General features: G+C 68.2%; 15 protein-coding genes. 7 read left to right on the top strand and 8 right to left on the bottom strand.

Annotated elements, in window-relative coordinates:
- The coding region (locus GORHZ_RS26195; protein WP_006338439.1) for a TRAM domain-containing protein at positions 1-193 on the bottom strand (193 nt) is incomplete at its 3' end.
- Complete coding sequence (locus GORHZ_RS26190) at positions 190-2,205, bottom strand: APC family permease (protein ID WP_006338435.1); 2,016 nt, start codon at positions 2,203-2,205, stop codon at positions 190-192. The genes GORHZ_RS26190 and GORHZ_RS26195, both read right to left, overlap by 4 nt.
- Before the next feature lie 156 nt (positions 2,206-2,361).
- On the opposite strand from GORHZ_RS26190, the gene GORHZ_RS26185 reads away from it, so the two are divergent.
- Both GORHZ_RS26185 and GORHZ_RS26180 read left to right on the top strand, forming a co-directional pair.
- Positions 2,362-3,027, top strand: a complete 666-nt coding sequence (locus GORHZ_RS26185) for a potassium channel family protein (protein WP_006338434.1) — start codon at positions 2,362-2,364, stop codon at positions 3,025-3,027.
- An 18-nt stretch (positions 3,028-3,045) separates the two neighbouring features.
- Positions 3,046-3,705: a potassium channel family protein gene (locus tag GORHZ_RS26180; RefSeq protein WP_006338433.1), complete on the top strand. Its 660-nt coding sequence runs from the start codon at positions 3,046-3,048 to the stop codon at positions 3,703-3,705.
- Positions 3,706-3,753: 48 nt separating this feature from the next.
- Here GORHZ_RS26180 and GORHZ_RS26175 read toward each other — a convergent pair whose 3' ends face one another.
- Both GORHZ_RS26175 and GORHZ_RS26170 read right to left on the bottom strand, forming a co-directional pair.
- Positions 3,754-4,485 carry a DUF3159 domain-containing protein gene (locus GORHZ_RS26175; RefSeq protein WP_006338432.1) on the bottom strand — a complete coding sequence of 244 codons (732 nt, stop codon included), beginning with the start codon at positions 4,483-4,485 and terminating at the stop codon, positions 3,754-3,756.
- Positions 4,466-4,843, bottom strand: a complete 378-nt coding sequence (locus GORHZ_RS26170; protein ID WP_006338430.1) for an OB-fold nucleic acid binding domain-containing protein — start codon at positions 4,841-4,843, stop codon at positions 4,466-4,468. Before GORHZ_RS26170 ends, GORHZ_RS26175 begins: the two co-directional genes overlap by 20 nt.
- A gap of 118 nt (positions 4,844-4,961) precedes the next feature.
- Here GORHZ_RS26170 and GORHZ_RS26165 point away from each other — a divergent pair, with 118 nt between their 5' ends.
- Complete coding sequence (locus GORHZ_RS26165; protein WP_006338428.1) at positions 4,962-5,672, top strand: hypothetical protein; 711 nt, start codon at positions 4,962-4,964, stop codon at positions 5,670-5,672.
- Between the two features lie 77 nt (positions 5,673-5,749).
- On the opposite strand, the gene GORHZ_RS26160 is transcribed toward GORHZ_RS26165, so the two are convergent.
- Positions 5,750-6,496, bottom strand: a complete 747-nt coding sequence (locus GORHZ_RS26160) for a DUF3710 domain-containing protein (protein WP_006338427.1) — start codon at positions 6,494-6,496, stop codon at positions 5,750-5,752.
- Positions 6,497-6,536: 40 nt separating this feature from the next.
- On the bottom strand, positions 6,537-7,061 hold the full coding sequence (gene dut, locus GORHZ_RS26155; protein WP_006338425.1) for a dUTP diphosphatase: 525 nt from the start codon (positions 7,059-7,061) through the stop codon (positions 6,537-6,539).
- Positions 7,062-7,083: 22 nt separating this feature from the next.
- Between dut and GORHZ_RS30410 the strand changes: the two genes are divergently transcribed.
- Positions 7,084-7,755: a DUF3093 domain-containing protein gene (locus tag GORHZ_RS30410; protein ID WP_245551519.1), complete on the top strand. Its 672-nt coding sequence runs from the start codon at positions 7,084-7,086 to the stop codon at positions 7,753-7,755.
- 26 nt (positions 7,756-7,781) lie between these two features.
- Here the strand turns inward: GORHZ_RS30410 and GORHZ_RS26145 are convergent, their stop codons facing one another.
- Positions 7,782-8,081: a DUF4193 domain-containing protein gene (locus tag GORHZ_RS26145; protein ID WP_006338422.1), complete on the bottom strand. Its 300-nt coding sequence runs from the start codon at positions 8,079-8,081 to the stop codon at positions 7,782-7,784.
- A gap of 455 nt (positions 8,082-8,536) precedes the next feature.
- Between GORHZ_RS26145 and cei the strand changes: the two genes are divergently transcribed.
- Positions 8,537-9,247 (top strand): envelope integrity protein Cei, encoded by a 711-nt coding sequence (cei, locus tag GORHZ_RS26140; protein ID WP_006338420.1) that lies wholly within the window; start codon positions 8,537-8,539, stop codon positions 9,245-9,247.
- Between the two features lie 131 nt (positions 9,248-9,378).
- Here cei and GORHZ_RS26135 read toward each other — a convergent pair whose 3' ends face one another.
- Positions 9,379-10,278 carry an inositol monophosphatase family protein gene (locus GORHZ_RS26135; protein ID WP_006338419.1) on the bottom strand — a complete coding sequence of 300 codons (900 nt, stop codon included), beginning with the start codon at positions 10,276-10,278 and terminating at the stop codon, positions 9,379-9,381.
- A 156-nt stretch (positions 10,279-10,434) separates the two neighbouring features.
- Here GORHZ_RS26135 and ppgK point away from each other — a divergent pair, with 156 nt between their 5' ends.
- Together ppgK and GORHZ_RS26125 are read left to right on the top strand one after the other, a co-directional pair.
- Positions 10,435-11,229: a polyphosphate--glucose phosphotransferase gene (gene ppgK / locus GORHZ_RS26130; RefSeq protein ID WP_006338418.1), complete on the top strand. Its 795-nt coding sequence runs from the start codon at positions 10,435-10,437 to the stop codon at positions 11,227-11,229.
- 181 nt (positions 11,230-11,410) lie between these two features.
- On the top strand, positions 11,411-12,737 hold a 1,327-nt coding region (locus GORHZ_RS26125), incomplete at its 3' end, for an RNA polymerase sigma factor (protein ID WP_006338417.1).

Raw genomic sequence — 12,737 nt, 5'->3', positions numbered from 1 at the left:
TCTCGGCCCTCCGGTATCCCGCGTGCCGGTCCTCGGTGATGCGGGCGCGCACGAGTTCCCCGGGGATCGCACCGCGCACGAACACCACGCGGCCGTCGACCCGGCCGACGGCGTCTCCCCCGTTCGCCGGGTTCTCCACCCGGATGACGACGAACTCGGGTTCGGCGGCTCCGGACCTATCCGACCCGCTCACCGCTTGTCCGCGCCGCTGCCGAGCGCCCGCCGGGTGTCACCGGGCGCGGTGTAGCCGTAGTCACGGTTCTTCAGACGATCCGACGAGGTCAGCTGCCACGGCACCGACGTCACCATGACACCCGGCTCGAACAGCAGCCGCCCCTTCAACCGCAGCGCCGACTGGTTGTGCAGGATCTGCTCCCACCAGTGGCCGACGACGTATTCGGGAATGAAGACGGTGATCACATCCCGCGGCGATTCGCGGCGGACCCGCCGGACGTATTCGATGACCGGCCGGGTGACCTCACGATAGGGCGAGGCGATCACCTTCAGCGGCACGGTGATGTCGCTGGCCTCCCACTCGGACACGAGTTTGCGTGTGTCACGGTCGTCGACGTTGACGGTGATGGCCTCCAGGAGGTCGGGACGGGTGGCCCGGGCGTAGAGGATGGCCCGCTTGGTGGCCAGATGCAGCGTCGACACCAGCACAATGGAGTGGGTTCGGCTCGGCAGCACCGAATCCTCGTCCTGCGCACGTTCGAGCTCGCGCTGCACCGAGGCGTAGTGGTGGTGGATCAGTTTCATCAGGACGAAGATCGCCACCATCGCGAGGATCGCGATCCATGCACCGGCGGTGAACTTGGTGATCAGCACCACGACGAGCACGCTCGCGGTCATCACGAGACCGATGGAGTTGATCACCCGGGACTGCATCATGCGGCGACGGGCCCGCGGGTCGGTCTCGGTGCGCAGGTGCCGCGTCCAATGGCGGACCATCCCGGTCTGGCTGAGCGTGAACGACACGAAGACGCCGACGATGTAGAGCTGGATCAGCGAGGTCACCTGCGCCCCGAACGAGATCACGAAGATCGTCGCCGCCACCGCCAGGAACACGATGCCGTTGCTGAACGCGAGGCGGTCACCGCGGGTGTGCAGCTGGCGCGGCAGGTAGCGGTCCTGCGCGAGCACCGAGCCCAGGACCGGGAAACCGTTGAACGCGGTGTTGGCGGCCAGCATCAGGATCAGGGCCGTTGCGGTCGCCACGATGTAGAAACCGATCGGGAACGAGTCGAACACCGCGTGCGCGAGCTGCGCGATCATCGCCTTCTGCTGGTATCCCTCGGGTGCGCCGATCAGATCCTGGGCGGGATCCATCACATACTTCGCGCCGATCTTCTCGGCGAGCAGGACGATGCCGAGCAGCAGGATGATGGCGAAGGTGCCCAGCATCAGCAGCGTCGTCGCCGCGTTGCGTGACTTGGGTTTCCGGAAGGCGGGCACCCCGTTGCTGATCGCCTCCACACCGGTCAGCGCGGCACAGCCCGAGGAGAAGGCACGCGCGATGAGGAACACGAAGGCGATCCCCACCAAGTGGCTGTCCTCGGCCTTGATACCGAAATCGGCCGTCTCGGCCTGCACGGTGTCGCCGAGGACGTAGATCTTGACGAACCCCCAGACCAGCATCACGACGACGCTGACGATGAACGCATAGGTCGGAAAGGCCAGGAAGGTCCCGGATTCCTTGATTCCGCGCAGGTTCACTGCGGCGAGGAAGACGATCGCGGCCACCGCGAACCAGACCCGGTGATGTTCCACGAACGGGATCGCGGATCCCACGTTCTCCGCGGCCGAGGAGACCGACACCGACACGGTCAGCACGTAGTCGACGAGCAGCGCGCTGCCGACGGTGAGTCCGGCGTTCGGCCCGAGGTTGACCGTGGCCACTTCGTAGTCCCCGCCACCGGATGGGTAGGCGTGCACGTTCTGGCGGTAGCTGGCGACGACGACGATCATCACGACGGCGACCGCGACCGCGACCCACGGCGCGAGCGTCATCGCGCTCAGCCCCGCCACGGACAGCACCAGGAAGATCTCCTGCGGGGCGTAGGCCACCGACGACATCGCGTCCGAGGCGAACACCGGGAGCGCGATGCGCTTGGGCAACAGGGTGTGGCCGAGCTTGTCACTGCGGAACGGGCGGCCGAGGAGCAGACGTTTCGTCGCTACGGACACCTTGGACACGGTGGACACCAGGCAACACTAAAGCGTGTAGTAGACAAAGGCCACACAGGTCCCCACCGACCCGGCGTCACCCGCGCGTGCGTTGCGACGGGTACGTTCGATGGGTTCGAGCAGGCTTCGCGACGGCAGATGCACGACGAGGGCCGATGCAGGGAAAGGACGGACGTGCAGGTAGTCATCATGGGTTGCGGGCGCGTGGGAGCTGCGCTGGCCTTCGCGATGGAGAAGCGGGGCCACGAGGTCGCGATCATCGACCGCGACCCCAGTGCATTCGTGCGCCTGAGCCCGCAGTTCGCCGGAACGAAGGTGGTCGGCGTCGGTTTCGACCGGGACGTGTTGATCCGCGCCGGTATCGAATCCGCGGATGCCTTCGCCGCGGTGTCCTCGGGTGACAACTCCAACATCATCTCCGCACGGGTCGCCCGGGAGACCTTCGGTGTCGAACGCGTCGTCGCCCGGATCTACGACGCCAAACGCGCTCAGGTCTACGAACGTCTGGGCATCCCGACCGTCGCCACCGTCCCGTGGACCACCGAACGGTTCGTGTCGGCGCTCGGTGAGGCGTCCACCACGACCGAATGGCGGGACCCGTCGGGATCGATGGCGGTGGCGCAACTGGACTTCGACGAATCGTGGATCGGTGTGACCGTGGCCAAGTTCCAGGAACACACCGGGGCCCGGATCGCCTTCCTGAACCGGGTGGGCCGACCGATCCTCCCGGAGAAGACCACGGTCCTGCAGCAGGACGATCTCGTGTTCGCCGCCGTCCTCATCGACAACCTGGCCAACGCCCGCACCGTGGCCCTCGCGCCGCACATCACATCCGACTGATCGAGCTGGGAGGACAACATGAAGGTCGCCATCGCCGGTGCCGGTGCGGTCGGACGCTCGATCGCCCGCGAGCTGATCGCCAACGTGCACGCGGTCACGCTCTTCGAACGCAACGCGGCCCACGTCGATCAGGCCGCGGTCCCCGAGGCCGAGTGGGTGCTCGCCGACGCATGTGAGCTGAGCAATCTGGAGCGTGCCGAACTGCAGACCTACGACGTGATGATCGCGGCAACCGGCGACGACAAGGCCAATCTCGTCGTCAGCCTGCTCGCGAAGACCGAGTTCGCCGTCAACCGGGTTGTCGCCCGGGTCAACGACCCGCGCAACGAATGGCTCTTCGGCGAGGACTGGGGTGTCGATGTCGCGGTGTCGACACCCCGGATTCTCGCCTCGCTGGTCGAGGAGGCCGTCTCCGTGGGCGACCTGGTTCGGTTGATGACCTTCCGTCAGGGACAGGCGAACCTGGTGGAGCTCACCCTGCCGCCGAACACCCCGCTGGCCGGGAAGCCGGTGCGCAAGCTCGCCCTGCCCCACGACGCCGCACTGGTGACGATCCTGCGCGGTGGGCGGGTCATCGTGCCCCAGTCCGACGATCCCATCGAGGGTGGTGACGAACTGATCTTCATCGCCCCCGCCGAGATCGAGCCGGCGCTCAAGGAGGCGTTGGAGCTCCACTGAGCCGGAGGCGATGCAGCTCCGCTGAGCCGACGTGTCGTCGCCGAGGAATCAGCGAACCGGGTCGGTCGACGACTTCTGCTCTTCCTCCGCCTCGATAACATGCTCGTCGCGGGTGGCGCGGCGCACCAGGAGCACGGTCGCGAGCACCGCGAGCGCGGTCAGCGGCCACCCCATGGCGATGCGGGAGACCGCGAGCCAGCCGGTGTGCCCGTCGTCGTACAGAGTCGACTGCGTCAGATAGCGCGCCGCGAACACCGCCGCCCAGAACGCCGTCGCGATGTCGTAGGCGTACAGGGTGCGGCGATGTTTCCGCCACGCCATGCCCTCTCCGCTGATCAGGTTCCAGGCGACGCCGATCAGCGGCCAGCGCACCACGATCGACACCACGAAGGCGATCGCGTAGGCGAGGGTGGTCCAGATGCCGAACAGGAAATAGCCCTTGGCGTCACCGACCCGGTTGGCGATGAACACGCAGATCGCGACGCCGAGCAACCCGGAGATCGCCGGGTTGAGCGGCTCACGCCGCCACAGGCGCACCCCGAAGATCACCAGCGCGACCGCCAGCGCGGCGACCATGGCGACCCGTAGGCCCCACACCGCGTTGACCGGCACGAACACGACGATCGGGACCGTCGAGTAGATCAGGCCGGAGATACCGCCCATCTGCTCGAGGATCGACGGGGTGCGTGGATCGGCGGCGCTGACATCCTCGTCGGAGTGGTCGGCCGGATCGTGGCGGGCACGATCGTCGCCGGCCGGTTCATTCGTCTTCTGCGCCATAGAGCTCGTAGTACGGGTTGTAGATCACCTTGCCGGTGTCACCCTCGGCGAGGCGGCCACGCACGGTGAGTTTGCGTCCCGGTTCGATACCGGGGATGCGGTTGCGGCCCAGCCATTTGAGCAGCACGGTGTCCGAACCGTCGAAGAATTCGGCCTTGACCCCCGCCTTGGCGGTCCGTGAGCAGGTTTCGACGGCACGCAGCTCGCCGTGCATGGTGACCTCGTCGCCTCGACAACAATCCGAAGCGCGTTGTGCTCCGGTCGCGCGGGACTCCTCGGCGATCTGCTCTGCGTCGGCATTTCCGAGATCCTCGGTCAACCGGCGGGTCAGCTTCTTGAGATAACCGGTTGCAGGCATCACACCCTCCTGGGTGACTCATCGAGATGAGAACGGTGCGGGGTCGGGCGGCCCTGCGTATCCATCGCCAGAGTATGCCCGATCCGACACTGTGTTCAACGTCCGGCATGATCATGACATGCCCGACTGCACACGGCATGACGCGAGGGTCCCGGAGACGCTCGTCGCCATTCCCGGGACGGGGTCGGATGCGAACTATGTGCGTCGCGCGTTCGGTCCCGCCGCCGAGCACCTGGGCCTGACGCTGGTCGCTGCGGACCCGACAACGGACCTGGTCGAGGGGTATCGCCGGCTGCTGGCCGAGGTTGCGGCGACCCGGGGACCGCTCCTCGTCGGCGGGGTGTCGATCGGCGCGGCGATCGCCCTGGAGTGGGCCCTTCATCACCCGTGCGCCGGTGTCTGGGCGGCACTGCCCGCCTGGACCGGGGACCCGGCGGCGGCACCCGCGTCGTGGAGCGCGGTGGCCACCGCACGCGCACTCGCCACCGACGGCCTGGAACCGACCATCGCGGCGATGGCCGCGTCGAGCCCGGCGTGGCTTGCCGCCGAACTGAGTCGGTCATGGCGCGCGCTGCACCCCGGTCTGGTGGATCAACTGCGGGCGGCCGCGGCCTTCCGGTCGCCGGGGCTCGCGGAGATCGCGACGTTGGGCGCGCCGCTGGCGATCACCGCGGCCGTCGACGACCCGGTGCATCCGCTCGATGTCGCGCGCGGCTGGGCCGCGGCGGCCCCGCGCTCGGCTCTGACCGAGGTCACCCTGGCCGAATGGGGAGCCGACCCGGCCGTCCTGGGATTCGGTTGCGCCCGAGGGTGGCTGTCGCTGCGCTGAGCAGATCTTCTAGACCGGGCAGATCTTCTAGACCGGGCAGATCTTCTAGACCGGGCAGATCGGCCGGACCGGACCGCTCAGCGGGTCCGGTCGCGCCGGAACCGCTGCATCGCCGATCCCGACGAGCGCGGAAGGTCGTCGTCGTCGGTTCCGCCACCGGGCGACGACGCGTCGCCGCCGGCCACCGACGGGTCCTGCGCCGCAGCCGCAGCGGCCCCCGCCTGCTGACCCGCGCCCTGCTGGTCGAACATCTGCTGTTGGGCGGCGGCGACCTGTTCGGCGAGCACCGGCGGCAGGACGATCGGGAGTGCCTCGCGCGGGGGGTAGGGATCGCGGCCCCGGCGCACCACCGTCTCGGCGAGCACCGCACGTGCCAGGCGGCCGAGTTCGTCGCGTGTCTCGGCCGGACCACTGGCCACGCAGCGCACCATCCACCGCGAACCATCGACACCGATGAAACGATGGGCCGCCCCGGGCACCGACGCCACGACCTCACGACCCCAGTGACCGTCCTCGATCGACACCTGCGCGCCGCCGTCGCGCAGCGACGCCGCGAGTTCGGTGACCACCTCACGCCACAGTCCGGGCGACTTGGGTGCGGCGAAGGCGCTGACCCCTATACGTCCGTGCGGGGTGATGAGGTAGACCGCCTCGGGCTGGTGATCCGGAGTCATCTCGACCGTGACCTGTCCGCCCTCGACCACGGGCACGAGCACCGAACCGAGGTCGAGGTGGGAGGTTTCGAGATCCTCGACGGGTGTCGCCAAGGAATCGACGTCGTAGGGCCCCTGCGCGGAACCGATCGTCAGATCATCGTCTGCCATGTGGATGCTCCTTGGGTGTTCGCTCGCGGACGCGCGCCGCTCAGGCGCCGCGCTCGAGGTCGGCCGTGGACTCGGCGAGGATCGCGTGGCCCCCGCTCGAGCCGTGGCCACCGGCCCCGCGACTGGTCTCGTCGAGCTCGTCGACCTCGACGAACGACGGCAATTCCACTCGCTGCACGACGAGCTGGGCGATGCGGTCCCCGCGTGCGATGGTGATCGGCTCGGTGGGATCGAGGTTGATCAGGCACACCTTGATCTCACCGCGATAGCCGGCGTCGATGGTGCCGGGGGTGTTGACGATGGACAGGCCCGCCCGGGCGGCCAGACCCGACCGCGGATGGATCAGCCCGACCGTGCCGATCGGCAGCGCGATCGCGATCCCGGTGCCGACGAGCTGGCGGCGTCCCGGCGGTAGTTCGAGGTCGATCGTCGAACACAGGTCGACGCCCGCGTCGCCGGGGTGCGCTCGCGCGGGCAGAGGGATGTCTGGGTCGAGGCGACGAACCGCGATCGGCCCGATCGGCTCGGGCCGATCGGATCCCGCGGTGGAGGAAATCGGGGCCACGAGGGCAGACTACGCTGGTCCCGTGACACCCCAAGCATCACCCGACAATCCGGCCGGACCGCCCGCGGGAGACGACAGCGGGCCCGGTCATGACGCGGACCACACGGTGCCGGAACAAGACTCGGGGCCGGAACAAGACTCGGGGCCGGAACAAGACTCGGGGCCGGAACAAGACTCGGGGCCGGAACAAGACTCGGGGCCGGAACAAGACTCGGGATCCGATCGCTATCACGAACGCCTGGCCGTGCCGCTGTGGTGGTGGCTGGCCGCCGCGGTGCTGACCGGTGTGGTCGGCTACGAGATCCAGTTGTCGGCGCACCGCGCCGCGTGGAGCTGGGTGGGCTATGTCGCGGTCGGTCTGCTGTGCGTGTGGATGCTGTGGTCGCTCGGGCGGAACACGGTTCGGGTCACCGCCGACCAGGAATTGCACGCCGGGCGCGCGCGGCTGCCCCGCGCCGTGATCTCGCGCGGCGCGACGATCCCGGCCACCGCGAAGAGCGCGGCTCTGGGCCGTCAGCTCGATCCGGCGGCTTTCCTCGTGCATCGGGCCTGGGTCAAGACCATGGTGTTGCTGGTGCTCGACGATCCCGACGACCCCACCCCGTACTGGTTGGTGTCCACCCGCGATCCGGCGGGAGTCCTGGCCGCCCTCGACCTGCCGGATGCGGCTGCCGAGGCGGGCGCCGAGGGCTGAGAACCCTCGGCCGGTGGTGTCGACTGTCAGGCGCAGTCGACGCAGATCATCGAGTTCCCGTTCTGACGGGCGAGACGACTGCGGTGGTAGACGAGAAAGCAGCTGCTGCAGGTGAACTCGTCGGCCTGCTTCGGGATGACGCGAACCGACAACTCCTCACCGGAGAGATCGGCGCCGGGCAGCTCGAAGGATTCCGCGGTATCGCCCTCGTCGACATCGACAGCCGACGACTGTGCTTCGCTGCGTCGTGCCTTCAACTCCTCGAGGGAGTCCTCGTTCAGGTCCTCGGTCTCCGTGCGTCGTGGCGCGTCGTAATCAGTAGCCATTGTGTGCCTTACCTTGTTGAGAGTGTGAGGGGCGCTCTCGGATGCCGGCTGGTGGCCGGGCAATCGCAGGGTGCGCGGCCCGCCGGGATTGTCTTGCCGGCGGCGTCACTACAACGTCATGACCGGCACGCTTCGTTACCCAGGGGCCCCGCCGATCGGTGTGATTCTCATCACATCCGACAGGCAGGCCCTCCGACCGTTTCGGAGGGCGGGCGCCCGAAGCTTAGTGCACCGGCGTGGCCGGGTCAACGACAAGTCCGCGGCAAACATTCCCCGTGGTCGCTACGACGCCCCGGCCAGCACAAACACCGAAGACACGGCGTTCATCTGCGCCGAGGGGATTGGACGTCGATCGGCCGCGACGCCGTGTGTCGCGGCCCGCCTGCGCGGGAGCGCACCGGCGACCCTCTACAGTGAGCGGCAAGATCGGGCGTCGGAGAAGGAGCCAGTTCACGGTGGTGTCGCAGATAACCGCGGGATCGGCGGTCGATGACAAGGGCCGTCCGTTCCGGCGCCGTCGCCCTCGTCCCGCAATCATTGCCGCCGTCGTGCTGCTGCTCGCCGGCATGGCCGTCTGGGTCGTCGCGCTCAAGGACACCGGTCCGGCCGGCAGACCCATCGACTGCAACCAGCCGACGGCGGCCACCGCGTCCGAGTCCGCGGAACCTGCCCCGGCCCCCGCCGCTGCCGCTGCGGCGCCACCCACTCTGACGTCGGTCAGCCGCGACGAGATGCTGAAGGTGACGCCTGCGGCGCTGTCGACCTTCCAGGTGCGCGTGCTCAACGCGTCGTCGCAGCGCGGCGCGGCGCGATCGGTGTCCGACGACCTGACCGCGCAGGGATTCGCCCCGGTGCCCGACACCCCCTACGCCGACGACCCCGTCTACCCGAACCGCGATCTCGCATGTGTCGCGCAGATCCGCTTCGGTCCCGCGGGTCAGGCGGCTGCGGCCTCGGTCTGGGTGGCGATCCCGTGCGCTCAGCTCATCGACGACGGGCGTCGGGGTACCACGGTCGACGTCGCTCTCGGCGAGTACTACGAAGCCCGCGAGCAGTCGCAGGACCAGCAGGCGACCCTCGCCGCACTCCGGTCGGCCGACCCCAAGAATCCGCAGACAGGCGCGGATCCGACGCTGGTCGCGGCGGTGCACGCGGCACCCTGCTGAACGGCACCCTGGGGTGTGTCCGGCGTGATGCTGTCCTGCGTGATTCTGTCCGGGCTGAATCTGTCCGGCCCGAGCAGTCCGGGCTGACCGGGTCGGTTCAGACCGACGGGCCGGTCCCCCGCAAGATCGGCTCAGACCGACGTGGACATGGGTCGTCGGGCATCGAGTTCGTCGAGCATCCCGATGAAGGCATCGGCGATACCCGGCGCGACCGCGATCGTCGGATGGCCGTCGGACGAGCGCGAGTCCGGCGGCGGCGTGATGACTCGGGCCCCCGCCTCGGCGGCGATGAGTCCCCCGGCCGCCCAGTCCCAGGGGCTCAGCCCGTGCTCGAAGTGGGCGTCGACCGCGCCACTGGCGACCATGCACAGGTCGAGGGCCGCCGCACCGATCCGGCGGATGTCCCGTACCCGCGGTAGCAACTCGGCGATGATGGCGCCCTGCGCCGCGCGACGTCGCGCGTCGTATGAGAAGCCGGTCGCCACCAACGCCAGGTCGACCGAATCGATTCGGTTACAGCACATCGGTGTTCGCCCCTGACCGGTGTCGATGAAGGCGCCACTGCCGAGCGCAGCCGAATAGGTGATCGCGCGCGCGACGTCGACCACCGCGCCCGCGACCGACCGCCCGTCGACCTGGGCGGCGACCGACACGGCGTAGGCGGGCACGCCGTACATGAAGTTCACGGTGCCGTCGATGGGATCGATCACCCACCGCACCCCGGACGGGACCTGGACCGAGCCTCCGGCCTCCTCGCCGAGGATCTCGTCGTCGGGACGACGCGCGCTCAACTCCGAGCGGATCAGCTGCTCGGTCTCGGTGTCCGCCAGGGTCACCGGGTCGGTCGGCGTCGACTTCAGGCTGACCGCGGCCGCACCGGCTCCCGCGTCACCCGCGGCAACCGATCGCGGGTCGTGACCGGGTTGCGGGCCGAACAGTTCCGGTCGGCGGGTACGGACATGGTCTGCTGCTCGTCGCGCCACCTCGATGGCGACTCGCTCGAGTTCGTCGGGCCCCGGATCGTTGTGCACGCCCTCATGTCTACACACCGCGGCCGACCCCGGCCACGCAGGACCCGCCCGCCACCCGGTGCCAGAACTTTGCGTGGTGCCCAGCATCACGCCCCAAGCCTGGATAGCCTAGGAGCGCAGCAGTTCCGATTGGCCCGGACCAGAGAGGACGCCGACATGACCGACGCCGAGGAGACGAGCGCGACCCCACCTGCCACCCCGACGAATGTCGCCTTCGGCGTCGACGTCGGCGGCTCTGGTATCAAGGGCGGCATCGTCGACCTCGACACCGGAGAACTCGTCGGCGACCGGTTCAAGGTGCTCACCCCCAAGCCGGCGACTCCCGCCGCAGTGGCCGACGGGGTTGCCGAGGTGGTGGCGCATTTCGGCTGGGACGGACCGGTCGGCATCACCCTCCCCGGTGTGGTCACCGATGGCATCATGCGGACCGCGGCCAACATCGACAAAGGATGGATCGGCACCGACGTCTACGAGCTGTTCAGCTCGCACCTGGGCGGTCGGCAGGTCTCGGTGCTCAACGACGCCGACGCCGCAGGGATGGCCGAGGACCGCTACGGCGGTGGCTCGGAAGCCGACGGTGTGGTGATGCTGCTGACCCTCGGCACCGGGATCGGTTCGGCGATCCTCATCAACGGCACTCTGGTCCCCAACACCGAACTCGGACACATGATGATCGACGGGAAGGAAGCCGAGCACCAGGCGTCGTCGAAGGTCAAAGAGGACAAGGGCTGGTCCTACGAGAAGTGGACCGGCAAGCTGTCGAAGGTTCTCGAGGCCTACGAGGTGCTGTTCTGGCCCAAGGTCTTCATCGTCGGTGGCGGGATCAGCCGCAAGGCCGACAAATGGATTCCGATGCTCACCAACAAGACCCCGGTGGTCGCCGCGACATTGCGCAACACCGCGGGCATCGTCGGCGCGGCGATGGCCGTCGACGCCGGCCTGCGCACTTGACGCCGAACCGGTGGCCGACGCGGTGCCGGAACCCCTATTGACCTGGTCTTTGACACATCTAGGGATCCGATGTCGTTACAATGGTCCACACCGGTCATCACGCACCGAGAAAATCAGCCCTGAATCGCGTCGGCGTATGCCGTCGTGTGAGTTGCACAGAGTCAGTTCCGAAAGGTTGTACGTGGCAGCCACCCAGACCCATCAGGCAGACGTCGACGAATCGGCAGACGCGACGACCGCCACGGAGAACGCGCCGATCAAGAGGACCGCCAAGAAGGCCGCCAAGAAGGCGACCGCTCGCAAGGCCCCCGCGAAGAAGGCGGCGAAAAAGGCCACCAAGAAGGCTGCGAAGCCCGCGGGCGCGGGCGACGACGCCGAGGTCGACGAGAACCTCGATGACGACGACGCGGTTTCGATCGACGACATCGACGATGCCGACGTCGAACTCGACGACGACGTCGAACTCGACGACGACGATCTGGCCGTCGACGAGGATGACGATTCGTCCGACGACGAGGACGACGACAACGACGAGACCGACGAGACCGAGGAATCGGAGTCGACCCCTGCCGTCGCCACCAAGCCCGCCGCTCCCAAGGAGAAGGACGTTCCCGCGCCCAAGGAGAAGTCCCCCGGCGACTTCGTCTGGGACGAGGAGGAGTCCGAGGCCCTGCGTCAGGCCCGCAAGGACGCCGAACTCACCGCGTCGGCCGACTCGGTACGCGCCTACCTCAAGCAGATCGGCAAGGTCGCGCTGCTCAACGCCGAGGAAGAGGTCGAGCTGGCCAAGCGCATCGAGGCCGGTCTGTACGCGACCGAGCGTATGCGCCGGATCATGGAGTCGGGCGAGAAGCTCAGCACCGCGCAGAAGCGCGACCTGAACTGGATATCTCGTGACGGCAACCGCGCCAAGAACCATCTGCTCGAGGCCAACCTGCGTCTGGTGGTCTCGCTGGCCAAGCGTTACACCGGACGCGGTATGGCTTTCTTGGACCTGATCCAGGAGGGCAACCTCGGTCTGATCCGCGCCGTCGAGAAGTTCGACTACACCAAGGGTTACAAGTTCTCCACCTATGCCACCTGGTGGATCCGGCAGGCGATCACCCGAGCGATGGCCGACCAGGCGCGCACGATCCGTATCCCGGTGCACATGGTCGAGGTCATCAACAAGCTCGGCCGTATCCAGCGTGAGCTGCTCCAGGACCTCGGCCGCGAGCCGACCCCTGAAGAGCTCGCCAAGGAGATGGACATCACCCCGGAGAAGGTGCTGGAGATCCAGCAGTACGCCCGGGAACCGATCTCGCTGGACCAGACCATCGGCGACGAGGGCGACAGCCAGCTCGGCGACTTCATCGAGGACTCCGAGGCGGTCGTGGCGGTCGACGCCGTCAGCTTCACCCTGCTGCAGGATCAGCTGCAGTCGGTGCTCGAGACCCTCTCCGAACGCGAGGCGGGCGTGGTCCGCCTGCGCTTCGGCCTCACCGACGGCCAGCCGCGCACCCTCGACG

The organism is Gordonia rhizosphera NBRC 16068 (assembly GCF_000298195.1).
Taxonomy (GTDB): domain Bacteria; phylum Actinomycetota; class Actinomycetes; order Mycobacteriales; family Mycobacteriaceae; genus Gordonia; species Gordonia rhizosphera.
This window is presented reverse-complemented; position numbering and strand designations above follow the sequence as displayed.